Below are 24678 nucleotides of genomic sequence, written 5' to 3'. Positions count from 1 at the left end.
GACGGATGGAGGCGGCGGCCAGGAGCCCGTCGTCGGGCCGGTGCCGAATCTGTTTCGACTCATGGCGTCGTCCGGCTTTGAGACTAGGCGCCCGGGTGCGGCGGGTCAACTACGCGAAAGGGCGTAGCCTGCACCGTGGCACTCGTAGACTGTGCCTGAAAATGTTTCGATACTTCCTCGCCCGCCGGAGAGACGAGTCCTCGCATGACGCAGCGCACCTCTCGCCCCACGCTCGACGCCGTGGCCCGGGCCGCCGGGGTCTCCAAGGCGACCGCCTCCAAGGTCCTCAACGGGCGCCGCGACGTCGCAGCCGCCACCCGCGAGCGGGTTCTGGTCGCCATCGCTGAGCTCGACTACGCCCCGACCACCGGCAGCCGCGTCGCGCAGCACCGGCGGTCCGTCTCGGTCGTCTTCTCGGCCGTCGTCGACCCGTACGCGGCGCAGGTGCTGTCGGGTCTGCTGAGCGCCGGAGCGGAACAGGACGTGGACATCGTCGTCACCCACGTTCCCGGAGCGCGCGGCACGGACGTGAGCGGCGAGACCGGGATCGGGGAGCTGCGCCCCGAATGGTTCCGGTCGCTGGCACGTCAGGGGCACGTGGGCGTCATCGGGGTGACGACCGCGCTGACCCGCGCGCAGGTGCAGGCGTGCGCGGACGCGGGCCTCCAGCTCGTCGTCATCGACCCGGTGAGCACCGGGTCGGAGTCGACCGAGGGGATCATCAGCGTCAGCGCGACCAACTGGGCCGGGGGCATGCAGGCGACCGAGCACCTGCTCGAGCTCGGGCACCGCCGGATCGGCTTCGCCGGCGGGCGGCCCGAGTCGCGCCCCGGCGGGCACCGGCTGCACGGGCACATGGCGGCGTTGACGACGTGGGGTCAGGACGTGGACCGCGCGCTCGTCCGCCACGAGGGGTTCAGCTACGAGGACGGACGAGCCATGGGTGAGGCCCTGCTCGACCTGCCCGAGCCGCCGACAGCCATCGTCACGGGCTCGGACACGTCCGCGCTCGGAGTCATGGAGGCAGCGCACAAACGCGGGATGCGCCTGCCGGAGGACCTGAGCATCGTCGGCTTCGACGACACACCGCTCGCGGTCTGGACCTTCCCGCAGCTGACGACGGTACGCCAGCCCATGCGGGAGATGGGCCGCCAGGCGGTGCAGACCTTGCTGAACATCGCTGACGGCACGCGTCCGGAGACCCACCACTTCGAGCTCGCCACGACGCTCGTCGTCCGGGCGTCGACGGCACACGCACGACGCCCGGCCAGGTGATCCCGGCCGGGCGTCGTGCGTGGTCTACCGACGAGCGTCGGGTCGTGCGTCGAGCTCTCGGTGCTCAGTACGCGGCGTGCGTACGCGGCTTGCGGTCGTCACGGCGCGTCGACGGCGCGCTGTTCCGCGGGCCCGAGAAGGACGAGCTGGGTCCGGAGTCCCGGCCGCCGGCGCGCGGGGCGCGGGAGACGGGCCCACCCTCGTCGACGGTGATCCGCAGCGCCTTGCCGGCGACACGTGCCCGCGAGATGCGGTCCATCGTGGCGGTGTCGAGCGGGGCGGCGATGTCGACGAGCGAGAAGCTCGGGAAGATGTCGATCTTGCCGAGGTCCTTCCCGGCGAGGCCGCCCTCGTTCGTCAGCGCGCCGACGATCCCGCTCGGCTGGGCGCCGTGCGTGTGGCCCACCGCGAGGCGGTACCGCGTCCCGGCGACGTCGCGACGAGCGCCCCGCGGTGCGCGCGAGTCGTTGTCGCGGCGGGGACCGCGGTCACGGTCGTTGCCCCGCTCCATGTCCCGCTTGCGGGTGTCGCGGGCCTCGGCGCGCTGCGCCTCGAAGAGCTCCTCCTCGGCACGTGCCTTGGGGCCGTCGTCACCGACGGACAGGGCCGCGAGCACGGCGGCGAGCTCCATCGGGTCCGTGCCGTTGGCCTCGACGAACTCGCGGACGAGGTCGCGGTACATCGACAGACGGCCGGCCTCGAGGCGCTCGGTCACCTTGCTCAGTGCGCTGCGGACCTTGTAGGCGGAGACGTCGGCGGGGGAGGGGATCTCGATCTCGACGAGCTGCTGACGGATCGTCCGCTCGATCGACTTGAGGCGACCACGCTCGCTCGGCGTGACGAAGGACAGTGCGACGCCGGTGCGCCCGGCGCGGCCGGTGCGGCCGATGCGGTGCACGTACGCCTCGGGCTCGCCCGGGATGTCGAAGTTCACGACGAGCCCGAGGCGGTCGACGTCGAGACCACGCGCAGCGACGTCCGTCGCGACGAGGACGTCGAGCGAACCAGCACGCAGGCGCTCGACGATCTTCTCGCGGTCCTTCTGTGCCACGTCACCAGAGATCGTCGCGGCGGAGATCCCGCGCTCGATGAGCGCGCTGCCCACCTCTTCCGCTGCGCCACGGGTGCGGCAGAAGACGATCGCAGCGTCGGCGTCGGACGTCGCCAGCACGCGGACGAGCGACCCGATCTTGTGACGGAACGGCACGACGGCGAACTGCTGCGTGACGGCCGTGACGGTGGAGGACTGACGCGAGACGGCGATCTCGATCGGCTGACGCAGGTGGTGCTGGGCGACGCGGCGGATCTGGGGCGGCATGGTCGCCGAGAACAGGGCGACCTGGCGCTCGACCGGCGCCGCGCCGAAGACCTTCTCGACGTCCTCGGCGAAGCCCATCCGCAGCATCTCGTCCGCCTCGTCGAGGACGAGGAAGCGGATGCCCTCGAGCTTGAGGGTGCCGCGCTCGAGGTGGTCGATGACGCGACCGGGCGTTCCGACGACGACCTGCGCACCGCGCTGGAGGGAACGGACCTGGGTCTGGTAGGGCGCGCCGCCGTAGACGGGGACGACCTCGAGGCCGGGGAGGTGCTTGGCGAACGACTCGATCGCCTCGGCCACCTGCATCGCGAGCTCACGCGTCGGCGCGAGGACGAGTGCCTGCGTCTGACGGAGGTTCGGGTCGATGGCGGCGAGCATCGGGAGGCCGAAGGCTGCCGTCTTGCCGGTACCGGTCTGGGCGACACCGGTGATGTCGTTGCCGGCGAGGAGGGCCGGGATGGCCTGCTCCTGGATGAGCGACGGCGTGGTGAACCCGAGGTCGAGAACGGCCTGGAGGAGCGGGGCCGGAAGGCCGAGGTCCGCGAACGTCACCGCGGGAGCAAGCTCCGGGGTGGCCACGGGTGCGGCGGTCTCGACGGGCGTGCTGAGGGCGTGCGTGGGCACAGAGATGTCCGAAGACGTCATGAAGAAGCCAACCATTCAGTGGTGTTGGTGGAGCGGTGGTCGACCCTCGTGCTGGGTCGATCCGGCGTCGCTATCCCGAAAACACACACTGGGCCGCTGGCGGCCACTGACACACGTACACGCGGGACTTGCGACAAACTCCGTGGAGTTGTGCAAGCCTAGCGCGCCCCGTCCCCCGACGCGAGCACCCCCCTGGTGACCTGGAACACAGGCGCGCCACGCACTCCTCGTGCCGCCCCCCGCACGTCCCGGCCTAAGATGGGCGTGATCTCCCCACGGGGGACCGGGACGACAGATGTGAGGTCGGGCGTGGCGCCAGTGCAGCACGTGAGCAGCCGTGTCCTGACAGTCCCGAACGTCATCAGCCTCCTGCGCCTCGCGCTCGTCCCCGTCTTCGCGGTCCTCATCGTCCAGGGGCACGACGTGTGGGCCCTCGTCGTGCTGGCGGTGTCCGGGTTCACGGACTGGCTCGACGGCGTCGCGGCGCGTCGCCTCGATCAGGTGTCGCGGCTCGGGCAGATGCTCGACCCGGCTGCGGACCGCCTCTTCATCCTCGTCACCCTCGTGGCGCTCGCCTGGCGGGACATCGTCCCGGTGTGGCTCGTCGTGGTCATCGTCTCGCGCGACCTTCTCCTGCTCGCGCTGGCGCCGGGGCTCGCCCGTCGCGGGCACGGCCCGCTCCCGGTGAACATCGTCGGTAAGGCCGCGACGTTCGCCCTGCTGTACGCCTTCCCGCTCCTGCTGCTGGCGGAGTCGACCGGCGCGGTGGGCGTCGTCGCGTCCGTGCTGGGATGGGCCTTCGCGCTGTGGGGGGTCGGCCTCTACTGGTATGCGGGCGCGTTGTACGTCCAGCAGGCGCTCCCGCTGCTGCGTGAGCCGGCGATCACGCCGTGAGCGAGCACACCGTGAGCGAGGGACGACGGAGCGCGCAGGAGCCGCAGGAGCCGCAGGGGTCGCGGCCCCCCGTCGACGCGTCGATGACCTTGCTCAACGAGGTCATGCTCCGCCCTCTCGACCCGAGCTACGCGCACGCCGCGCGGCGCCGCGCCCGGGGCGGTGACGCCCCCCGGTCCCGGGCAGCGGCCGCGGGCCTGCTCGCGCTGGCGGTGGTTCTCGGGTTCGCGACAGCCAGCGCTGCCGTCCAGCTCCGCGCACCACAGCCCTCCGTGCTCGCCGCGCGGACCCTGCTCGAGCAGGAGATCGTCGAGCGTCGCACCGAGGTCGAGGCCACGAGCGCGCGCAACGCCCAGCTCCGCGCTGAGATCGACTCGCTGCAGGCCGCAGTGCTCGCCACGCAGGACCCAGAGCTCCTCGAGCTCCTCGAACGCGACGCCCTCGCGACGGGCAGCGTCGCCGTCACAGGACCGGGACTCACGGTCACCGTCAACGACGGCCCGGACGCCGTCGACGACCCCCGCGGTTACGTCCAGGACCAGGACCTCCAGCAGGTCGTCAACGCGCTCTGGGCCAGCGGCGCCGAGGCCGTTGCCGTCGACGGGCACCGTCTGACGCCGACGACCGCGATCCGCAGCGCTGGCCAGGTCATCCTCGTCGACCTCGTGGGGGTGAGCTCGCCCTACGAGATCACCGCCGTGGGGGACCGCAACGCGCTCGAGACGGGGTATGCGAGGTCGACGGCGGCGACACAGATGGAAGCGTTGCGCGGCGGGTTCGGCATCACGACGAAGGTCTCGCCGAGCGACGAGCTCACTCTTCCTGCGGGCAGCGCGACGGTACTGTTCTACGCACAGGTCGCGGGCGGGGATAATTGACCGTGAATCCGACGTTGCGGGGGAGTGCACAGTGATACCGGTCCTCGGACTGATCATCGGGGTGGCGGTGGGGCTGTTCCTCGAGCCGACCGTCCCGGTCTATCTCCAGCCGTACCTGCCCATCGCTGTGGTCGCTGCCCTGGACGCGCTCTTCGGTGGTCTGCGGGCACTGCTCGACGGACTGTTCGACGACAAGGTCTTCCTTGTCTCGTTCCTGTCGAACGTCGTCGTCGCTGCCCTCATCGTGTTCCTCGGTGACCAGCTCGGTGTCGGGAGTCAGCTCTCCACGGGCGTCGTCGTGGTCCTGGGCATCCGGATCTTCTCCAACGCGGCCTCGATCCGCCGCCACCTGTTCAAAGCATGACGGGCGAGCCGGAATCCGCATGGCGGCGGCTGCGGGGCGTCCTGCGGCCGCGGGCGAGCCGTGCCCAGATCCTCGCCGCGCTGCTCTGCGCCGTGCTGGGCTTCGCCCTCGTCGTGCAGCTGCGCCAGACGAGCCAGGACGAGTTCGCGAACCTGCGCCAGTCGGACCTCGTGCGGATCCTCGACGACGTGACACGCCGGTCCGAGGAGCTCTCGAAGGAGGCCACGGAGCTGCGCGACACCGAGTTCGAGCTGCGCTCGGGCAGCGACTCCCAGCAGGCAGCTCTTGAGCTCGCCGAGCAGACGGCGATCACGCAGGGCATCTTGTCCGGGCGGCTGCCCGCGCAGGGGCCCGGGATCGAGATCACGATCCGCGAGGACGGCGAGCCGATCCGGGCGGCGCAGCTGTTCAACGTTCTCGAGGAGCTCCGCAACGCGGGCGCGGAGGCCATCGAGGTCAACGGCATCCGCATGGTCACCACGAGCTACTTCGCGGACGCCGGTGACGGCATCGTCATCGACGGCGAGACCGTCGACCAGCCGTACACGTGGTCGGTCATCGGTGATCCTTCCACCCTGGAGCCTGCGGTGGAGATCCCGGGAGGTGCGATGGCGACGATCCGGAGCAAGGGCGGCGAGACACGCATCAAGCAGCGCGAGCAGGTCGAGATCCTGTCCGTGCGCACGCCGGTCGAGCCGGAGTTCGCGACGCCCGTCGAGAACGACTGACGCGCACCGCACCGATCCGTGGCCGCGGCCCGTGCCGTGCTGTCGAGCCGCCCCGCGGCCTGCTGACCAGCCGGTTCGGTGCACAGAGGTCGGCGAGGCGGTTCAGAAAACACCCGATGACGAACTATGGTGGTGCGCAACGGAAGCCGATGGACCGGCGGGTCGATGATGCCCGGCGTGCGAACGTTCTAGGAGGCGGCATGAGGAGCATCAACGACACCCCCGACGAGAGGTCGGCCGCCGCTGGTCCTGGGGCGCCGCACGGGTTCAGCGACACGACCATCAGCTTCGGCACGGCGCTGCGGTTCGACGACGCGCCCGGCGTCGGGCTCAGCGCGGAGCAGCAGGCGGCCGTCGCGGCGCTGCCGCCGACCTCCGCGTTGCTCATCATGAACAGTGGCGGGTCGCGGTTCCTGCTCGATGCGGACCGCACCCTTGCGGGTCGCAGCGAGCGTTCGGACATCTTCCTCGACGACGTGACGGTCTCCCGCAAGCACGCGGAGTTCGTCCGCGAGGGCGAGGACTTCGTCGTGCGTGACGTCGGGTCGCTCAACGGGACGTACGTCAACCGCAACCGCATCGAGTCCGTCGTCCTGCACGCGAACGACGAGGTGCAGATCGGCAAGTACCGCATGCGGTACTACCCGAGCCCCCGGTCCCGGTCGGAGTCCGGCCAGGCGCAGGCAGGCCAGTGAGCGCAGCGCGTCCTTCTCGACACGCCGATCTCGTCGCCGCGGTCCGTGAGGAGTCGCGGTCCTCCGTGAGCTCTGAGCCGCGAGCTGCTGACCCGGTGCGTGCGGACGGCGAGCGGGAGACGTGGCCCCAGGGGATCTCACGCACGCCGTCGATGCGCATCTCCGACGTGCTCAACAGCCTCAAGGTCGAGTTCCCCGCGGTGAGCCACTCGAAGCTCCGCTTCCTCGAGGAGCAGGGTCTCGTGCAGCCCGTGCGGACTGCCGCGGGCTATCGGCAGTACAGCGCCGCGGACATCGAGCGGCTTCGATTCGTCCTCGTCGAGCAGCGTGACCGTTACCTCCCGCTCAAGGTCATCAAGGACAAGCTCGCCGCGCTGGACGCGGGGGTCACGGGAAGCGATCAGCCGCTCATCCCGCGCCTGGTGACCCGGGACGGTGAGCCGGCAGCCGTCGTTCCCTCGTCGATGACGCTCGCCACGCTGGCGCACGACGCGGGCGTGGACGTCGGCGTCGTCGAGGAGCTCGTCGACGCGGGCATCCTCCGGCCCGGACCGGACGGTCAGTTCGACGCGTCGGCCCGGCAGGTCGCGGTCCTCGCCGCTGGTCTCGCCGAGCACGGGATCGGCTCCCGGCACCTGCGGTCGTTGCGTTCTGCAGCGGACAGGCAGGTCTCGCTCGTCGACCAGGCCATCGCTCCGTTGCGCGGTCAGCACACGACGTCCGCCCGCGCCCGTGCCTCCGTCACGGCGGCAGAGCTGGGTGAGATGTGCGCCCAGCTGCACACGGCGTGGGTGCGCCAGGGGGTCGCGGACCTCACCACCTGACGGTCGTCCGCTTTGGCCGTACGGTGGAGACATGTCCGACGACGTCCCCATGGTTCCCGTAGACGTGCTGGGAGTGCGCCGTCGTGCAGCCAACGAGGAGATCGTCGTCCTGCTTCTCGACGCGGACGCGGAGCTCGTCGTGCCGATCGTCGTGGGTCCACGCGAGGCCGGGGCGATCGCACTCGGGCAGTCCGGCGTCCCGGCTCCGCGCCCGACGCCGCATGACGTCATCTGTGCTGTCCTCGACGCCGTGGGCGTCACCCTCGACCATGTGGAGATCGTCGCGCTGCACGACGGCATCTTCCATGCCGAGCTCGTGCTGAGCACAGGAGCGCGGATCGACTCTCGCGCCTCGGACGCGATCGCTCTGGCCGTCCGCCAGAACGCCATGGTGCTCTGCTCGGCCGAGGTCGTCGGACTCGTCGGCCTCGAGGTGGTCTCCGATCCCGACGTGGAGGAGCTCGAGAGGTTCCGGGCGTTCCTCGACGGGGTGACTCCGGAAGACTTCACCCCCTGATGGACGCCCGGGTCGAGGGTCCGACGTCGGTGGTGCGACACGCCGGATCCCGCGAGGCCGCGGTCGTTGACCGCGGAGGGGCCGACCCCTAGCGTGTGACCCGCCAACCTCGCTGGCCCGACCGGGCCGCACGAGCACTCCGCACGACCGGTGCTCATCGTTCGCTGGCAGCCCGAGAGCCGCGTGTCACCATGGAGGTAGACGCACGTGCCGCCGGGCGAGTGCCACGGTCCCGTGGTGATGCTTCAGAGGAGGCAAGAGTGAGCGGTAGCGATGACACCGGGTTCCCACGGGGAGCGCGGACGCAGGGCCTGCTCTTCGGTGACGACCTGCCGAACCTCGACGCGTCGATCGGATATCGCGGCCCGACGGCCTGCCGTGCCGCAGGCATCACCTATCGGCAGCTCGACTACTGGGCGCGCACCGGCCTCGTCGAACCGACCGTGCGGACCGCCAGCGGATCCGGCACGCACCGTCTCTACAGCTTCCGCGACATCCTCGTCCTCAAGGTGGTCAAGCGTCTGCTCGACACCGGCGTCTCGCTGCAGCAGATCCGTTCGGCTGTCGTCCACCTGCGGGAACGTGGGGTCGAGGACCTCGCGCAGATCACTCTCATGAGCGATGGTGCGTCGGTGTACGAGTGCACGTCCGCGGACGAGGTCATCGACCTCGTGCAGGGAGGCCAGGGGGTCTTCGGGATCGCCGTCGGCCGCGTGTGGCGAGAGGTCGAGGGGACGCTCGCCTCCCTCCCGCGCGAGCGGCTCGGGGCGGACGGCTCCGTCACCCCGGACACGGTGCCGGGAGCCCCGGACGAGCTCGCGCTGCGTCGCCAGTCGCGCTCGGCGGGCTGACCTACCCCACGCCCATCGCGCGCATCGCCCGGGCGAGGAGCGCGTCGAAGATGGTGGCGAGCTCCGCAGCCGCGTGGCCCGGCCAGTCGTGGATGGCGCGGCCCGCTCCTTGTGACTGCTGCAGCGCGGCGCGCTCGGGGATGGCCGGAGCCAGCACGAGCGGACCGAACATCGTCTCCAGCTCCGCCTGGCGGAAGGCCTGCTCGCTCGAGCGTGCCCGCACCCGGTTGATGACCACGCCCAGCGGCTGCAGGCCGGGTGCTGGTCCCTTGCGCAGGTCGTCGATCCCGTGGAACGCCCGCGACGCCGCCGTCACGGAGAAGAGCCCGGGTTCGGAGACGACGAGGGCACGCTCGCACGCGGTGAGGCCCTGCCGGGTGAGACCCCCCAACGAGGGTGGGCAGTCGACGAGGACGAGGTCGTAGCCGGTGACCGTCGCGAGAGCAGTCGCGAGCCGCCCCGTCCGGTGTCCGTGCGTCGGACCGTCGTGACGCGCAGACTCCGCCGACCCGACGACCACCTCGAGGAGATCGGGTTCCCACGCCGAGGCCGCGAGGGCCGACTCGAGCACGTACCCGGCGGGGTTGTCGAGGACGGCGGCGACGTCCTGCGCAGCGGCCCCCGTCACGCCGAGCGCGAGCGTGCTGTCGGCCTGGGGGTCGAGATCGACGACGAGCGTGCGATATCCCGCGGCGATCGCGGCGGAGGCCAGGCCGAGCGTCACCGACGTCTTGCCGACGCCTCCCTTGAGACTGCAGACACCGAGGATCGCCACCCGCCGAACCTTAGTGCCTCCATGTGCGCAATCCCACAAGTCCCCGACGACCGATACGTGGATGATCCGAGGAGGAATCTCGCCCGGCGTGGGAAGATCGCAGGCGACTTCCGCGTACGCCACCGTGCGCGGGGCGGCGGGTTCGATGTTGCACCGTCCCGGGCCGGGCGAAGAGGCCGGTCCTGGCCGGACACGACGAGTGATGAGGTGCTGGGTGTTCTCGAAGGTTCTGGTTGCCAACAGGGCAGAGATCGCCGTGCGGGCGTTCCGTGCTGCGTACGAGATGGGGGCGCGGACGGTTGCGGTCTTCCCCAAGGAGGACCGCAATTCCGAGCACCGTCTCAAGGCGGACGAGGCTTATCTCATCGGTGAGGCCGGGCATCCCGTCCGCGCGTACCTCAACATCGAGGAGATCATCCGCGTCGCCAAGGACGCCGGTGCCGACGCCGTCTACCCCGGGTACGGCTTCCTCTCGGAGAACCCGGACCTCGCTCGGGCGTGCGTCGAGGCGGGCCTGACGTTCGTGGGCCCGCCCGCCGAGGTCCTCGAGCTCGCCGGGAACAAGGTTCGAGCCCTGCAGGCCGCCCGTGAGGCCGGGATCCCGGTCCTCGCCTCGAGCAAGCCGTCGGCGGACATCGACGAGCTCATCGCGGCCGCGGACGAGGTGGGTTTCCCCATCTTCGCGAAGGCTGTCGCGGGGGGTGGCGGCCGGGGGATGCGCCGCGTCGACAACCGCGAGGACCTTCCTGCGGCGCTGGCTGCCGCGATGCGCGAGGCCGACAGTGCGTTCGGCGACCCGACGATGTTCCTCGAGGCAGCCGTCCTGCGGCCGCGGCACATCGAGGTGCAGATCCTCGCTGACGGCCAGGGCAACGTCGTCCACCTCTTCGAGCGTGACTGCTCCGTGCAGCGTCGCCACCAGAAGGTCATCGAGATCGCCCCGGCGCCGGACCTCGACCCGGCGATCCGCGACGCGCTGTGCGCGGACGCGGTGAAGTTCGCGAAGTCGATCGGCTACCAGAACGCGGGTACCGTCGAGTTCCTCCTCGACACCGTGGGGGAGCGCGCCGGCCAGCACGTGTTCATCGAGATGAACCCCCGCATCCAGGTGGAGCACACGGTGACCGAGGAGGTCACCGACATCGACCTCGTGTCCTCCCAGATGCGCATCGCGGCGGGGGAGACCCTCGAGGACCTCGGCATCCGTCAGGAGGACGTGCGCGTCAACGGCGCCGCCCTGCAGACCCGGATCACGACGGAGGACCCGTCCAACGGGTTCCGCCCCGACACGGGCCGGATCGTCGCCTACCGCTCCCCGGGCGGCGCCGGTGTGCGCCTCGACGGGGCCACCGCGACCGCTGGTTCGGAGATCTCCGGCCACTTCGACTCGATGCTCGTCAAGCTCACCTGCCGCGGGCGGGACTACCCGACGGCGGTGCGCCGAGCGCGCCGGGCCCTCGCGGAGTTCCGCATCCGAGGCATCCGGACGAACATCCCGTTCCTGCAGGCGGTGCTCGAGGACGCCGAGTTCGTCGCGGGCCACCTGTCCACGTCGTTCATCGACGAGCGTCCGGAGCTGCTCGCCGCGCGGGAGAGCGCGGACCGCGGGACCAAGCTCCTCAACTTCCTCGGTGACGTCACGGTGAACCGTCCGCACGGACCTCTGCCGTCGACGATCGTGCCCCGCGCGAAGCTCCCGACGGCTGACCTCGCGGCCGAGGCTCCAGCCGGCTCGCGCCAGCGGCTCCTCGAGCTCGGGCCGGAGGGCTTCGCACGAGCGCTGCGGGAGCAGACCGCCGTCGCGGTCACGGACACGACGTTCCGCGACGCCCACCAGTCGCTCCTGGCGACGCGTGTGCGCACCTACGACCTCGCCGGCGTCGCGCCGTACGTGGCACACCAGTTGCCGGAGCTCTTCTCGGTCGAGGCCTGGGGTGGCGCGACGTACGACGTCGCGCTGCGCTTCCTCGGCGAGGACCCCTGGGACCGCCTGGCGACGCTCCGCGCCGCGATGCCCAACGTCGCTCTGCAGATGCTGCTGCGCGGTCGCAACACGGTCGGCTACACGCCGTACCCGACGGAGGTGACGGAGGCGTTCGTCCGTGAGGCGGCCGCGACCGGCATCGACATCTTCCGCATCTTCGACGCGCTCAACGACGTCGAGCAGATGCGCCCCGCCATCGAGGCGGTCCGGGCGACCGGGACAGCCGTCGCCGAGGTGGCCCTGTGCTACACCGGCAACCTCCTCGACCCGGACGAGAAGCTCTACACCCTCGACTACTACCTGGATCTCGCGGACCGGATCGTCGCTGCCGGCGCGCACATCCTCGCGATCAAGGACATGGCGGGGCTCCTCCGGCCAGCCGCGGCGACCGCACTCGTCACCGCGCTCCGGGAGCGCTTCGACCTTCCCGTGCACCTGCACACCCACGACACGACCGGTGGCCAGATGGCCACGATCATGGCCGCGGTCGAGGCCGGGGTCGACGCGGTCGACGTCGCGAGCGCTGCGATGGCGGGCACGACGAGCCAGCCGCCGATGTCCGCGCTCGTCGCCGGCCTCGAGCACACCGAGCGTGACACCGGGCTGTCGCTGCGCGCCGTGTGCGACCTCGAGCCGTACTGGGAAGCGGTGCGCAAGCTCTACGCACCGTTCGAGTCCGGGCTCGCAGGACCCACCGGGCGCGTCTACACGCACGAGATCCCCGGCGGACAGCTGTCGAACCTCCGCCAGCAGGCGATCGCGCTGGGACTGGGGGACCAGTTCGAGCAGATCGAGGCCACGTATGCCGCGGCGGACCGGATCCTCGGTCGCCTCGTCAAGGTGACGCCGTCGTCCAAGGTGGTCGGCGACCTCGCGCTCCAGCTCGTGGCACGAGGAGCGGACCCGGCGGACTTCGCCGAGAACCCGCAGGACTACGACATCCCGGACTCTGTCATCGCCTTCCTCGGGGGTGAGCTCGGCGACCCGCCCGGTGGGTGGCCCGAGCCCTTCCGCTCGAAGGCTCTCGCCGGTCGGACGGTGCGCGGCGGTGTCACGCCGCTGTCCGACGAGGATCGCCGCGAGCTCGACGGATCGTCGGAAGCCCGCCGGAACCGGCTCAACCACCTGCTGTTCGCGGGTCCGACCAAGGAGTTCCTCGCGATCCAGGCGGCCTACGGGGACGTGAGCGTGCTCGACACGTCGAGCTACCTCTACGGTCTCCAGGCGGGCGACGAGGTCGAGATCGCTCTCGAGCGCGGCGTGCGTCTGCTTGTCGGGCTCGAGGCCGTGGGGGAGCCTGATGTGCGCGGCATGCGCACGGTGATGTTCACGCTCAACGGCCAGATCCGCCCGATCCAGATCCGCGACCGCAACGCCGAGGTCGACCTCGACGCGGCGGAGAAGGCTGATCCGGGCACGCCGGGCCAGATCGCCGCGCCGTTCGCCGGGGCCGTGACAGCGGTCGTCCAGGAGGGCCAGCGCGTCGAGGCGGGCCAGACGGTCGCGACGGTCGAGGCCATGAAGATGGAGGCAGCGATCACCACCCCGATCGGGGGAGTGGTGCAGCGGCTGGCCATCGGTGCGGTGCAGCAGCTCGAGGGCGGCGACCTCGTGCTCGTCATCGCCTGACGCCCAAGGTGGGCCTCGGGACACGACCCGTCGGGTCGTGCCCCGAGGCGTGTGGGACCGGGTGTCCGTGCAGGTCGCGCGGGTGGGCCGGGGCACCTACGGTGGGGGAGACCGACCGGAGGAGACACGATGACCAGCACACCCGAACTGCCCGACGACGACCGCGCGACGAAGGTCGCGGAGGCGCTCCACGCCCAGCACCCCGAGTTCGACGAGGTCCCGGAGCTCGAGGTCGACGAGACCGTCGCGCCGCGTCCCGAGGAAGCCATCGCCGACGTCGGCCGGCAGGAGCGCCAGGTCTGAGAGGCCAGGCCTGAGAGCGCCGGACCGCACACAGGACGAGGGACGTTGTCACGTCCCTCGTCCTGTGTGCTGCGACGGGCTAGAGGAGCGGGCTCAGGGGAGTGAGGACGATCTCACCGATCTTCGCGAGCGGTGAGCGGCGCTCCCACTCCTCGAGGTCGAGTCGACGGCAGTTCGTGAGGTCGATCTCGAAGATCTGCTCCATCTGGCCGGCGAGGGTCTCGTCGTAGATCGCCATGTTGATCTCGTAGTTGCCCGTGAGGCTCAGGCGGTCGATGTTCGCCGTGCCGATCGTCGTCCACCGGCCGTCCACGGTCGCCGTCTTCGCGTGCACCATCGCGTTGCGGTACAGCCAGATGCTCACGCCGGAGCGCAGGAGCTGGGAGTAGAGACCGCGTGACAGCCAGTCGGTGAGGACGTGGTTGGACGCCTCGGGCATGATGATCCGCACGTCGACGCCACGCTCGGCCGCGGCGGTGATCGCGCGCAGCAGCTCCCGGTCGGGGATGAAGTACGCCTGCGTGAGGTAGATGTGGCTCGTCGCCCGGCGGATGGCCTCGAGGTAGATGTTGCGGATGGGGTAGACGCGCCGCACCGGGGCGTTGCTCGCCGCCTGGAAGTCCGGTTCCCAGTGTGGCGGGACACCGGCGTCGGGGAGCGTCACTGACGTGCGGATGTCCGTGAGGTTCCAGAAGTCGATGAACGCGCTCGCCAGCTCCCACACGACCGGGCCCTCGATGCGCATGTGGGTGTCGCGCCACTGCGTCGCGTACAGCGACCCGATGTTGTAGCCGCCGACGAAACCGACCCGGCCGTCGACGACGAGGATCTTGCGGTGGTCGCGGCCGGTGTGCTTGAGGTTCCCCAGCAGCACCTTCGGGCGGACGACGGGGAAGCGCAGAACCTCGATCTCCGGCGGGAACTCGTAGAAGGAACGGGGGACGACGAGGTTCGCGAAGCCGTCGTAGACGAGGTAGACCCGGACGCCGCGCCGGGACGCGGCGATGAGGGCGTCCTTGAAGCGTCGACCCATCGGGTCGCTCTTCCAGATGTACGTCTCGAGGAAGATGTAGTCCTCGGCGCCGTCGATCGCGCGGAGCATCTCCTCGTACAGCTCCACACCGAAGGTGTAGACGGTCGTCGTCGACTCGCCGATGACGGCGTCCACGGGTTTGGCGTGCGGGAAGATCGCCTTGCGCGAGTGCTTGCGCTTCGTCCAGTGGTCGATGGCGACGATCGCCGATGCGGCCACGACCGGCACGACGGCGTAGGCGATGAGCGTGCGTTTGATGGTCGAGCGCACGAACGCGACGGCGCTGTTCTCTGCGGAGGTCACATGAGGGACCTTAGTCGGCGCGCGGCGCCGCGAAGGAGCGGACACGAGGAGTCTGGCCATCGGCTGCTTCGTCACGTGGGCGGGGCGCTGTCGGCTCCGTAGCCCGTCGGGGGACGTCCTCGCCCTCGCAGATGCAGGTGCAATGTCATAACGTACCTTATCGGCGACGGAGGAACCATCGCAGAAGGGGTCGACGCGCCAGACCGCCGGGGTCCGGTCATGCTGGACAGAACGGACACTCGCTGCGCCTCGCAGCTCGTGCCGACCGCGGTGCTCCGGCGAGCGAGAGGACGGTCCAGCGATGGACGACGATGTCGATGCGGCACAGGCGACGCTGCCAGCGCCCTGGGCGGTGCCCGTCCCTGACGTGCTCGCGGCGCTCGACGTCGGCACCGGCGGGTTGACCGACGCCGAGGCGGTCCGCCGTCGGGCGGTCGCCGGGGCCAACCGCCTGCCGCCGCCACCACGGCGCCCCTGGTGGCGCGCCGTCGCCGACCAGTTCCGCGACGTCCTCATCTACGTGCTGCTCGTCTCGGCCGTCCTCAAGGCCGTGCTCGGGCAGTGGGTGGACTTCTGGGTGATCCTCGCCGTGACCGTGATCAATGCCGTCGTGGGCCTCGTCCAGGAGGGTCGCGCGCGCAAGGCACTCGACGCCATCTCGACGATGCTCCCCCGCACCGCCGACGTGCTGCGTGACGGCACCTGGGTGCGCGTCGATGCCGCCGAGCTCGTCCCCGGCGACCGCGTCCGCATCCGCTCGGGTGACGGGGTCCCGGCCGACCTGCGCCTCGTCGAGGTGACCCGGCTCCAGATGGACGAGTCCGCGCTGACGGGCGAGTCCGTCCCCACGACCAAGTCCGTCGACGCCGTGCACCGTGAGACGGAGCTCGGCGACCGCACGGACATGGCGTTCTCCAGCACCCTCGTCACGACAGGCACCGGTGTCGGCGTCGTCACCGCCACCGGGCCGAGGACGGAGATCGGCCAGATCCAGGCGATGGTCGCCGAGGCCGAGCCCCTCACGACTCCCCTGGCACGAGCCCTTGACCGCTTCGGCAAGCAGCTCGCTCTCGCCATCCTCGTGCTCGCCGTCGTCATGGTGGCCGTCGGGTGGTTCGTGCACGGGTGGTCCATCGAGGACCTCGTGAGCTCCTCCATCGGGTTCGCGGTCGCCGCCGTCCCCGAGGGCCTCCCGGCGCTCGTGACGATCACCCTCGCGCTCGGTGTGCAGCAGATGGCGCGCCGGAAGGCGATCACCCGCAAGCTGCCGGCGATCGAGACCCTGGGGGCCGTGACGACGATCTGCTCGGACAAGACCGGCACCCTCACGCAGAACGAGATGACGGCCCGCACGGTCCGCACCGCCGCCGAGGAGCTGGCCGTCACCGGGACCGGCTACGCGGACGAGGGACAGGTCCTCGGGCCAGACGGCGCAGCTGTCACAGCCGCCGACAGGCGCGACCTGCGGGCCCTCGCGGAAGTCATGGCGCTGTGCAACGACGCCCACGTCACCCAGGACGAGACCGGGCGGTGGCGCCTGTCGGGGACGCCGACGGAGGGAGCCGTGCGGGTGCTCGCGCACAAGGCCGGGTTCACCGACAGCGGGTGGGTGCGACGGGCGGTCCTGCCGTTCGAGTCCGACACGAAGTACATGGCCGTCCTCGTCGAGGACCCGCACGGCGCCGCGCACCTGCTCGTCAAAGGTGCCCCGGACAGGATCCTCGACCGCTGCACGTACCAGACCGACGCCGACGGAAGTCCCGTCCCGGTGGACCGAGACCTGTGGTTGCGGCAGATCGAGACGATCGGGGCGCGCGGGTTGCGGGTCCTCGCCGGGGCGCGCGGTGCCCCGGCCAGCGGTGCCGGTCCGCTCACCGACGCCGAGGTCGGCGGGGACCTCGAGCTCGTGGGCTTCGTCGGCATCGCCGACCCGCCCCGGCCCGAGGCCGTGGTCGCAGTGGCGCAGTGCCAGGACGCCGGCGTGGACGTCATGATGATCACCGGCGACCACGCCGACACGGCGGTGGCGATCGGCCGCGAGATGGGCATCGTGCGTCCCGGCACGACCGTGCTCACCGGGGCCGAGCTCGACGCGATGAGCGACCGGGAGCTCGAGGAGGTCGTCCCCCGGACAGCCGTCTTCGCGCGCACGAGCCCCACCCACAAGGTGCGCATCGTGCGGAGCCTGCAGCGTCACGGGCAGGTCGTCGCGATGACCGGTGACGGCGTCAACGACGCTGCGGCGCTGACCCAGGCCGACGTCGGGGTCGCGATGGGCATCAAGGGCACCGAGGCGACCAAGGAGGCTGCCGACGTGGTGCTCGCGGACGACAACTTCGCGACGATCGAGCGCGCGGTGGAAGAAGGACGGCGGATCTACGACAACATCCGCAAGTCCGTCCTGTTCCTCCTCCCGGCCAACGGTGCGCAGTCGCTCGTCATCTTCGTCGCGGTGCTCTTCGGCCTCACGCTCCCCCTCCAGCCCGTGCAGGTCCTGTGGATCAACATGGCGGCAGGGATCACGCTCTCGCTCGCGCTCGCGAACGAGCCGGCCGAGGAGGGACTCATGGCCCGACCACCGCGCGATGCGGCGGCTCCCCTGCTCGACGGCACGATGTTCCGGCGCATCGCTGTCGCGTCCGTCCTCGTCGGTGCGGCTGCGTTCGGTCTGTTCTACTGGCAGACGAACCACGGCGTCGCCCTCGCGGAGGCGCGGACCGCGGCCGTGACCATGCTCGCGGTCGGGCAGATGGCCTACTTGTTCTCGTGCCGGTTCCTCGACCGCTCGAGCCTCACCGTCGACGTCCTGCGCGGCAACAGGTCCGTGTGGTGGGCGTGCCTCGCACTGCTCGCGCTGCAGCTCGCTTTCGTCTACCTGCCGGTCATGCACGACCTCTTCGGCACGGCGCCCCTCGGCATCGGCCAGTGGATGATGATCGTCGCCCTCGCGTTCGTCGTCTTCGTCCTCGTCGAGGCGTCGAAGCCCCTGGTACGCCGGCGCACCTGACGGTCGGCGGAGCGTCGCGGTGCTACCTCGGGTCGGTGGCGGCTGGCTCGTTCGACGTCCATGCCTCGTCGGCATCCTTGAGGTGCTGGCCCAGCGCACCGAGTGCGCCCGGGACGAGCGAGAACACCGACCACACACCGCGCTTCTCGCGCGTGAGCAGCCCTGAGTCGGTGAGGATCTTCAGGTGGTGGGAGACGGTCGGCTGACGCAGACCGGTGGGCTCCGTGAGGTCGAGGACGGTTGCCTCACCGTTCTCGTGCGCCGCGACGAGCGACAACAGTCGCAGCCGGGTCGGCTCCCCCAGCGCCCGGAACATGCGTGCCAGCGCGACCTCGCCGCTGGGCCGCGCGATGTCGGGTTGCCCCGGAGTGGATGGTTCGCCTGTCCTGGGCATGTGTCTCTTCCCCTGCGTCCTGCCGCGCTCGATGCCCCAAGCATAGACGACCATCGATGCTGCCTGTTTCGCGGTTTCTCCGGGATTCTCGCGGACGAGGCCCTGTGGATCGCGGTGCCGGTCCACCGCTGACCGCCAGTCGCCACATCGCCCGGCACCACGCCTGCAGGATCGCGGCCATGACGACGACCTCCGCAGGCTCGAGCCACGACCATGACGACGACCGTGTGCGCCGCGCGGCCGACCCCGACCGCTCCCGCGCCACAGCCCCCGACCCGTTCGAGCTCCACGCGCTCCTCGACGGACCGCTCGAGGTCCTGTCCGCGCGGCACGCGCCCGCCGAACCCGGCTCGCGGCTCACGACGGACGCAGCGATCCTCGACCACCTCGTGGGTCTCGTCGGCCCCGAGGCCGCGGGCCCACCCGCGTTGTGGGTCGGTTTCCTGGGTGACGACGAGCGGGTGCTCCCTGTCGCGATCCCCCTCGAGGACCTCCCCGTCCTCCCGGACCGCGACGCGGTCGACACCATCGAGCAGCTCGTGCGCACCGTCGTCCGGGACAACTTCCCTGGCGCTCGGACGCTCGTGGCGATCGTCCGGGCAGACGGAGGTGACTACGGCGCGTTCGAGCGACGTTGGGCCACCGCCCTCTGGGCTGCTGCGGACGCCACGGGGTGGTCCCTGAGGTCCGTCGTCGCCGTCGGTGAGGGGCGGGCGCGGACCTTGGACCGTGCGCGGTGCCGCTCGGTCCGAGGTCCGACCGGCTGAGGTCCGTCTGCGGCGGCCCGCAGGTGCGCTCGCCCCGTCGCTCGTCGGCCGAACGCGGTACAGTGGTGCGGTTGCCCACCCGCTTCCAGCCAGGCTCACGAGGTCTGTGCACGCCCGCCCGCTCCGCCTCTCGGATGCGGTCCCGCGCGTCAGCCAGCATCGTGACGACAGCGACGCGTTCACGAGACCTTCACCACACCGTGGAACAGGGTGCGGCCGCACGACGTTGAAGACAGCAGGACGCATCACCCTCACGACCGCCGGCACACCGGCCCCGGTCGAGCAGTACCGCAGACAACTTGGAGGAACCTATGGCCGACCGATCCTTGCGTGGGATGAGCATTGGCGCCAAGAGCATGGAGTCGGACGAGGGCGTCGACTTCGCTCCCCGGTTCCAGGCTCACTACGACTGCCCCAACGGCCACACGGTCATCCTCCCCTTCTCCACCGAGGCCGAGGTCCCCGTCGTCTGGGAGTGCCGCTGCGGCGAGGAGGCGCTCCTGCGGGATGCCGACCGCCCCGAGCCGAAGTCGGGCAAGGCTCCTCGCACGCACTGGGACATGCTGCTCGAGCGCCGCACGATGAAGGAGCTCGAGGACCTGCTCGATGAGCGCCTCGCCCTCCTGCGTGCGGGAAAGCTGCGCCGCAGCGCGTGAATCGCCGACAGATGCCCCGGACCACGACGGTCCGGGGCATCTGCGCGTCTCCGGCACCCTGACGGTCGAGCGGGTGCGACGTGCGGACTGGTGCGGTGGTCAGCGCGGAGCCCGCGACCGGCTCGCGCCCGCCGCAGCCCGTCCCAGCAGTCGTCGCAGTGACCGCGTCCGAGCGGTGACACCCCAGGCGGTGACCTTCCACAGGGCTTCCGTGACGATGTCGCGACTCATCTTCGACTCCCCTGCCGTGCGCTCGACGAACGTGATCGGCACCTCGACGATCCGCCCGCCTGCTTGCGCGACGCGCCACGCCATGTCGACCTGGAAGCAGTACCCCTGGGAGGCGACGTCGGACAGCGGGAGCGAGCGCAGCGTGCTCGCGCGGTAGGCACGGAAGCCGCCGGTCGCGTCGCCGAGGGGCAGCCCCAGGGCCCACCGCACGTACGTGTTGCCCCCTCGCGAGAGCCACTCCCGGCGGGCCGGCCAGTTGAGGACGTCTCCCCCGGGCACCCAGCGCGATCCTAGGACGAGGTCCGGCGGGTCGACCGCGTCGAGGGGTTCGAGCAGCCGGGCGAGGTCCTCGGGGCGGTGCGAGCCGTCCGCGTCCATCTCGACCACGACGTCGTAGTCGCGGTCGAGCGCCCAGGCGAACCCCGCGAGGTACGCAGCCCCGAGTCCGTCCTTGCCCGCCCGGTGCAGCGCGTGCAGGTGGGGGTCGGTGGCCCGCAGCGACTCGACGAGCTGCCCGGTCCCGTCGGGACTGGCGTCGTCGACGACGAGGACGTCGAGCGTCGGGGCGTGCTCGCGCAGGCCGGCGAGGGTCGTGGGCAGCGTGAGTCGCTCGTTGTAGGTGGGCATGACCACGAGGGCTCGTCGACGGTTCGCGGGCGCTGACGCCGTGGGCCCGGGGTCGGGCTCGGGCGACGCGGGACGGTTCTCCGGCACCGACGACATCACGACTTCGGCGCAGGTCGTGCGCGCCCTGTCTGACCCGCACCGGTGCGCTTCGTGCTTCGCGGTCGAGCTCCCCGACCAGCCGTGGAGCCCGCTGACGCGCGGCCAGTCGATCGCTGTGCGGGTGCCGCGGGTCGCGCGCGACTCGTGCCGACCGCCGCCGCGCGACCACGCGGGGTGGTGCTGCGTCCTGTCGTCCGGGCAGCCGCGTCCGGCCGGGGCCGCTGGACGATCGCGGCGACGAGCAGGGCGACCGCTGCGCCGAGGACCGCCCAGGCGGGCCACGGGCCGAGGGCGACGGCCGGGGTGATGCTCGTACGCAGGGCCACGGAGTCGACCATCTGCTCTGCGGTGAAGTGGCCCGTCCGAGCGATGGTCGCGCCGTTGGGAGCGATGATCGCGCTCACGCCGACGGTCGAGATCTGCACCGTCGTGCGGCCCGTCTCGATCGCACGGAGCCGGGACATCGCCAGCTGCTGGGTCGACTCGTCGGTGGGGCCGAACGAGGCGTTGTTCGTCGGGACCACGAGCATCTCCGCGCCCGCGGCCACGGCGTCGCGGACGAGGCCGTCGTAGGCGACCTCGAAGCAGATGACGTCGCCGATGACCACCGTGCGTCCGAGCCGCGGTGCCTCGAGCTCGACGATGCCGACCTCCTGGCCCGCGACCATATCGGTCTGGACGAGGTCGACGGCGGAGGAGAACGGGCGGACGAGCTCGCGGATGGGGATGTACTCCGCGAAGGGCGCGGGGTGCTGCTTGGCGTAGCGGTCCACGACCCCGACGCCCGGCTCCCACAGGAGCGAGACGTTGTAGCGGCCGCCGGACTCGGGGTACTCCTGCGCTCCGACGAGGATCGGTGCGCCCACGGCCTGGGCGGCACCGTCGATCGCGGCAGCGGCGGCTGCGTCGACCTGCGGGTCGATGTCGGTGCCGTTCTCGGGCCAGAGCACGACGTCGAGGTCGCCCTGCTCGACGCCGTCGAGCAGGGCGTGGGTGCCCTGCACATGGTTGTTCAGCACCTCGCGACGCTCCGCGAAGGCGTCGAGGCCCTCTCCGGCGACGTTCCCCTGGACGGCGCCGACGCGCAGCGTCCCGTTCTCGGCTCGTGTCTCGAGCGGCACGAGGAACCCCACGCCGATGATGACTGCGGCAGCCGTGGCGCAGGTCCCGACCTCGAAGGGGTCGATCCGTCGGATTCCGAGGATGGCGAGCGCGAGGAGCACCCCGGCCGCGGCCACGGCGAGCGAGACGAGCGGGGTCCCGGCGAGCCACGCGAGGCGTCCGACCGGAGACTCGGACTGGGAGAACGCCAGGCGCCCCCACGGGAACCCACCGAAGGGCACGAGCGAGCGCGTGAGCTCGGCGGCGACCCAGAGCACGGCGAAGGCGACCACGTGCGCCGCGTGGTTGCGTGACACGAGCGGGATGCGTCGGACGAACGTCCACGCGAGACCCACGAGCCCGACGAAGGCGGCCTCGGCCGTGCTCAGCGCCACCCACGGGACGTCGCCCACGGCGAATTGCGCCCATCGGATGTGCGGGAGGAAGAACGCGAGCCCCCACACGAACCCGACGAGGAAGTTCCACGCCGGTGCGTCGCGTCGCACGGCGAGGTAGAAGAGCGCGACTCCTGCGACGGCGGCGATCCAGATGCCGGCGTCCGGGAAGGCGAGGTCGGTGAGGAGCCCGCCGGCGACGGCGAGCAGCAGAGCCAGCCATCGAGGGAGGGGACCGGGAAGCACCCGTGCAGATTACGTCACGGCGCTGGTCGTCTGCTGTGACGGCGGGGTTCGGAGAGCAGGTGTCCGGGTTCCGGTGCCGTGGGCCACGGCACCCTCCTCGTCGTGCGCGCAGCTGGCGGTCCGCGTGTCCTTCGTGCCGACGTCGCGCGAGCGCGACATACGTTTTCTACTGAACACGCGGACCAACCAGTGCTGCGCACGGGAGCTGCTTCCGCCGCGCCCGTGACCCGTGGGGCACGTTCATGAACCTACTCGCACAGGTCGCCATCGTGTCAAACGACGAAATGTGCAGGTCAGGGGCTTTCTGGCTGGTCAGAGCCTGGTCGCCACCTGTGATCTACCTCACCCGGAGCGGGTGAAAAACTGCGACACGCCGGGTGAAGTACGTGCCCCCGGGCGTGTCCGGGAGCAGGTGCCCGGTCAGTCGAACGTGTCGTAGATCGGCACCCCGTCACGCACCGTCTGCAGGCACGTGGGTCGGGGTGCGTCCGGGCCGAGGTCCGGGAGCAGCGGTGTGCCCGACCGGGCGTCGGTGCTCCACGACGACACCGCGGCGGAGCCGCTCTGCACGACGACGTGCTGGGCCCGCCAGACCGCGAGGTGCGCCGGGCTGCCGACCCGCAGCTCCCCGGCACCGGTGTGGTCGAGCCCGGCTGCCCGCCAGGCCCCGCGTGTCGACGCGCGGAACGCGGCGCGTGCGGAGATCCGCTGCGCGGGGTCGTGGTGGTGGACGGCGGCGCGCACGGGCTCCCACGGGTCCGACGTCGTCACGGGTGCGTCGGAGCCGAACGCCATGGGGATCCCCGCCGAGGCCAGGGTCGCGAAGCGGTTCATCCCTGCGGCGCGCTCCCCCACCCGCTCGGCGTACATCCCGTGCGGTCCACCCCACCGGGCGTCGAACGCGGGCTGCAGGCTGAGCCGGACGCCGAGCTCGACGAGCGTGGCCAGCTGGCTGTCGTCGAACATCTCGACGTGCTCGAGGCGCACCCCGATCCGGCGCATCGCACTGCGGGCGGCGGCCGACGTCGCGGCGGCGGCCCGCAGCCCGTCGAGGGTGACGTCCAGGGCGCGGTCGCCGATGACGTGGAACCCGGGCTGGACGCCGACACCCGTGGCGGCCAGGACGTGGTCGCGGATCTCGTCCGCCGTGAGCAGGAGACTCCCGGTCGTGTCCGGGGCGTCGCTGTAGGGGGCGCGCAGGGCTGCCGTACGGGCCCCCAGGGAGCCGTCGACGCAGAGGTCTCCCCCGAGGCCGGTGAGGCCCGGCACGGCCGCCAGCAGGGCCTGTGCGTCCTCGGTCGTGCGGCACAGCTCGCCGCGGTAGCCCACGACGAGCGGGAAGCCGCTCGCGGGGTCGGCGGTCATCTCGAGCAGCGTCGCCAGCCCGTCCCGCGTGTCGATGCCGGGGGCGCTGTTCTCGTGCACGGCGACGACCCCGCTCCGGGCGAGGTGCCGCAGCTCCGCTGCGTACATGGCGGCGCGGCGCTGCTCACCGACGCGGCGGGCCAGGGCCCGCGCCGCCTCGTTCGCGGCGAGGGTGACGTACCCGTCGTCGTGCCACCCGGTGAGGTCGCGCAGACCGCCGAGGTCCGCCAGGCGTGAGGAGACGACGGCGCAGTGCACGTCCACGCGACCCGCGTACACGGCTGCGCCCCCGGTGAGCACGTCGAGCTCGGCGGCGGTCGGACGGCGGGCGTCCGCCCAGTGCGACTCGTCCCAGCCGTGGGCGAGGAGCACACCGTGGTCACCGTCCGGGCCGCCGGTCGGTGCCGTGCCGGCCCCAAGGACTCCCCCGGCGTCGACCCGTGCGCGGTCCGCGATCGCCTCGAGGGCGAGCTGACGCGTCGCACCGGCGCCGGTCACGGACAGGTCGACGCTCTGCCGTGCGAACGCGGACTCGAGCACGTGGACATGAGCGTCGACAAAGCCCGGCGCCACGAGGGCACCAGCGAGGTCGATGACGCGGTCCGCCTGCGCGGCGTGCCCCTCGGCGGTGTCCTCCGCGCCCATCCAGGCCACGACCCCGTCGACGACGAGCAGCGCCTCGGCGAAGGGGTCGGACGGGGAGTGGATGATGCCGTTGCGGTAGAGAGTCGAGGTCACGCGAGCACGATATGCCACGGGGCTGTGCTCGAACCG

Annotated in this window: 21 protein-coding genes; 14 read left to right on the top strand and 7 right to left on the bottom strand. The window is 71.3% G+C overall.

Features of this window, described 5'->3' with window-relative positions:
• Nucleotides 1-204: 204 nt before the first annotated feature.
• Nucleotides 205-1275 carry a LacI family DNA-binding transcriptional regulator gene (locus AC2AXK_RS06295; RefSeq protein ID WP_484344504.1) on the top strand — a complete coding sequence of 357 codons (1071 nt, stop codon included), beginning with the start codon at nt 205-207 and terminating at the stop codon, nt 1273-1275.
• A gap of 64 nt (nt 1276-1339) precedes the next feature.
• Here the strand turns inward: AC2AXK_RS06295 and AC2AXK_RS06290 are convergent, their stop codons facing one another.
• Nucleotides 1340-3238, bottom strand: a complete 1899-nt coding sequence (locus AC2AXK_RS06290; RefSeq protein WP_484344503.1) for a DEAD/DEAH box helicase — start codon at nt 3236-3238, stop codon at nt 1340-1342.
• Between the two features lie 327 nt (nt 3239-3565).
• On the opposite strand from AC2AXK_RS06290, the gene clsA reads away from it, so the two are divergent.
• The 8 genes from clsA to AC2AXK_RS06250 all read left to right on the top strand — a co-directional run bounded on the left by clsA (nt 3566) and on the right by AC2AXK_RS06250 (nt 8989).
• Nucleotides 3566-4132 carry a cardiolipin synthase ClsA gene (gene clsA / locus AC2AXK_RS06285; RefSeq protein ID WP_484344502.1) on the top strand — a complete coding sequence of 189 codons (567 nt, stop codon included), beginning with the start codon at nt 3566-3568 and terminating at the stop codon, nt 4130-4132.
• On the top strand, nt 4129-5010 hold the full coding sequence (locus AC2AXK_RS06280; protein ID WP_484344501.1) for a DUF881 domain-containing protein: 882 nt from the start codon (nt 4129-4131) through the stop codon (nt 5008-5010). Before clsA ends, AC2AXK_RS06280 begins: the two co-directional genes overlap by 4 nt.
• Nucleotides 5011-5041: 31 nt before the next feature.
• Nucleotides 5042-5374, top strand: a complete 333-nt coding sequence (locus AC2AXK_RS06275) for a small basic family protein (protein ID WP_484344500.1) — start codon at nt 5042-5044, stop codon at nt 5372-5374.
• Nucleotides 5371-6102: a DUF881 domain-containing protein gene (locus AC2AXK_RS06270; protein ID WP_484344499.1), complete on the top strand. Its 732-nt coding sequence runs from the start codon at nt 5371-5373 to the stop codon at nt 6100-6102. The genes AC2AXK_RS06275 and AC2AXK_RS06270 overlap by 4 nt, the downstream gene beginning before the upstream one ends.
• A 200-nt stretch (nt 6103-6302) precedes the next feature.
• Nucleotides 6303-6797, top strand: a complete 495-nt coding sequence (locus tag AC2AXK_RS06265; protein ID WP_484344498.1) for an FHA domain-containing protein — start codon at nt 6303-6305, stop codon at nt 6795-6797.
• A 65-nt stretch (nt 6798-6862) separates the two neighbouring features.
• Complete coding sequence (ftsR, locus tag AC2AXK_RS06260) at nt 6863-7621, top strand: transcriptional regulator FtsR (protein ID WP_484344497.1); 759 nt, start codon at nt 6863-6865, stop codon at nt 7619-7621.
• Between the two features lie 31 nt (nt 7622-7652).
• Complete coding sequence (locus tag AC2AXK_RS06255; protein WP_484344496.1) at nt 7653-8138, top strand: bifunctional nuclease family protein; 486 nt, start codon at nt 7653-7655, stop codon at nt 8136-8138.
• A gap of 191 nt (nt 8139-8329) precedes the next feature.
• Nucleotides 8330-8989, top strand: coding sequence for a MerR family transcriptional regulator (locus AC2AXK_RS06250; RefSeq protein WP_484344495.1), 660 nt, complete (start codon nt 8330-8332; stop codon nt 8987-8989).
• Between the two features lies 1 nt (nt 8990).
• Here the strand turns inward: AC2AXK_RS06250 and AC2AXK_RS06245 are convergent, their stop codons facing one another.
• Nucleotides 8991-9764, bottom strand: a complete 774-nt coding sequence (locus AC2AXK_RS06245; protein ID WP_484344494.1) for a ParA family protein — start codon at nt 9762-9764, stop codon at nt 8991-8993.
• 214 nt (nt 9765-9978) lie between these two features.
• Here AC2AXK_RS06245 and AC2AXK_RS06240 point away from each other — a divergent pair, with 214 nt between their 5' ends.
• Nucleotides 9979-13377: a pyruvate carboxylase gene (locus AC2AXK_RS06240; protein WP_484344493.1), complete on the top strand. Its 3399-nt coding sequence runs from the start codon at nt 9979-9981 to the stop codon at nt 13375-13377.
• A 129-nt stretch (nt 13378-13506) separates the two neighbouring features.
• Complete coding sequence (locus AC2AXK_RS06235) at nt 13507-13680, top strand: hypothetical protein (RefSeq protein ID WP_484344492.1); 174 nt, start codon at nt 13507-13509, stop codon at nt 13678-13680.
• Between the two features lie 79 nt (nt 13681-13759).
• Here the strand turns inward: AC2AXK_RS06235 and AC2AXK_RS06230 are convergent, their stop codons facing one another.
• Nucleotides 13760-15016 carry a phospholipase D-like domain-containing protein gene (locus tag AC2AXK_RS06230; RefSeq protein WP_484344491.1) on the bottom strand — a complete coding sequence of 419 codons (1257 nt, stop codon included), beginning with the start codon at nt 15014-15016 and terminating at the stop codon, nt 13760-13762.
• A gap of 301 nt (nt 15017-15317) precedes the next feature.
• On the opposite strand from AC2AXK_RS06230, the gene AC2AXK_RS06225 reads away from it, so the two are divergent.
• Nucleotides 15318-18023, top strand: a complete 2706-nt coding sequence (locus AC2AXK_RS06225; protein ID WP_484344490.1) for a cation-translocating P-type ATPase — start codon at nt 15318-15320, stop codon at nt 18021-18023.
• 22 nt (nt 18024-18045) lie between these two features.
• Here the strand turns inward: AC2AXK_RS06225 and AC2AXK_RS06220 are convergent, their stop codons facing one another.
• Nucleotides 18046-18417, bottom strand: coding sequence for an ArsR/SmtB family transcription factor (locus AC2AXK_RS06220; RefSeq protein WP_484344489.1), 372 nt, complete (start codon nt 18415-18417; stop codon nt 18046-18048).
• Between the two features lie 179 nt (nt 18418-18596).
• On the opposite strand from AC2AXK_RS06220, the gene AC2AXK_RS06215 reads away from it, so the two are divergent.
• Nucleotides 18597-19184 (top strand): hypothetical protein, encoded by a 588-nt coding sequence (locus tag AC2AXK_RS06215; RefSeq protein WP_484344488.1) that lies wholly within the window; start codon nt 18597-18599, stop codon nt 19182-19184.
• 311 nt (nt 19185-19495) lie between these two features.
• Nucleotides 19496-19840: an RNA polymerase-binding protein RbpA gene (locus AC2AXK_RS06210; RefSeq protein ID WP_484344487.1), complete on the top strand. Its 345-nt coding sequence runs from the start codon at nt 19496-19498 to the stop codon at nt 19838-19840.
• 99 nt (nt 19841-19939) lie between these two features.
• Here AC2AXK_RS06210 and AC2AXK_RS06205 read toward each other — a convergent pair whose 3' ends face one another.
• The 3 genes from AC2AXK_RS06205 to AC2AXK_RS06195 all read right to left on the bottom strand — a co-directional run bounded on the left by AC2AXK_RS06205 (nt 19940) and on the right by AC2AXK_RS06195 (nt 24642).
• Nucleotides 19940-20698 carry a polyprenol monophosphomannose synthase gene (locus AC2AXK_RS06205; protein WP_484344905.1) on the bottom strand — a complete coding sequence of 253 codons (759 nt, stop codon included), beginning with the start codon at nt 20696-20698 and terminating at the stop codon, nt 19940-19942.
• A gap of 95 nt (nt 20699-20793) precedes the next feature.
• Nucleotides 20794-22539, bottom strand: coding sequence for an apolipoprotein N-acyltransferase (gene lnt, locus AC2AXK_RS06200; protein WP_484344486.1), 1746 nt, complete (start codon nt 22537-22539; stop codon nt 20794-20796).
• A 420-nt stretch (nt 22540-22959) separates the two neighbouring features.
• On the bottom strand, nt 22960-24642 hold the full coding sequence (locus AC2AXK_RS06195) for an amidohydrolase (protein WP_484344485.1): 1683 nt from the start codon (nt 24640-24642) through the stop codon (nt 22960-22962).
• Nucleotides 24643-24678 lie beyond the last annotated feature (36 nt).

It is taken from the genome of Sanguibacter sp. Z6_81, from assembly GCF_057180625.1.
This window is presented reverse-complemented; position numbering and strand designations above follow the sequence as displayed.

Bases quoted from the DNA above. Each gene is read 5' to 3' on its own strand.
- AC2AXK_RS06290 (WP_484344503.1), bottom strand. From the start codon at position 3,238: ATGACGTCTTCGGACATCTCTGTGCCCACGCACGCCCTCAGCACGCCC.
- AC2AXK_RS06225 (WP_484344490.1), top strand. From the start codon at position 15,318: ATGGACGACGATGTCGATGCGGCACAGGCGACGCTGCCAGCGCCCTGG.
- AC2AXK_RS06270 (WP_484344499.1), top strand. From the start codon at position 5,371: ATGACGGGCGAGCCGGAATCCGCATGGCGGCGGCTGCGGGGCGTCCTG.
- AC2AXK_RS06250 (WP_484344495.1), top strand. From the start codon at position 8,330: ATGGAGGTAGACGCACGTGCCGCCGGGCGAGTGCCACGGTCCCGTGGT.
- AC2AXK_RS06255 (WP_484344496.1), top strand. From the start codon at position 7,653: ATGTCCGACGACGTCCCCATGGTTCCCGTAGACGTGCTGGGAGTGCGC.
- AC2AXK_RS06295 (WP_484344504.1), top strand. From the start codon at position 205: ATGACGCAGCGCACCTCTCGCCCCACGCTCGACGCCGTGGCCCGGGCC.
- AC2AXK_RS06215 (WP_484344488.1), top strand. From the start codon at position 18,597: ATGACGACGACCTCCGCAGGCTCGAGCCACGACCATGACGACGACCGT.
- AC2AXK_RS06210 (WP_484344487.1), top strand. From the start codon at position 19,496: ATGGCCGACCGATCCTTGCGTGGGATGAGCATTGGCGCCAAGAGCATG.
- AC2AXK_RS06265 (WP_484344498.1), top strand. From the start codon at position 6,303: ATGAGGAGCATCAACGACACCCCCGACGAGAGGTCGGCCGCCGCTGGT.
- AC2AXK_RS06235 (WP_484344492.1), top strand. From the start codon at position 13,507: ATGACCAGCACACCCGAACTGCCCGACGACGACCGCGCGACGAAGGTC.
- AC2AXK_RS06220 (WP_484344489.1), bottom strand. From the start codon at position 18,417: ATGCCCAGGACAGGCGAACCATCCACTCCGGGGCAACCCGACATCGCG.
- AC2AXK_RS06205 (WP_484344905.1), bottom strand. From the start codon at position 20,698: ATGCCCACCTACAACGAGCGACTCACGCTGCCCACGACCCTCGCCGGC.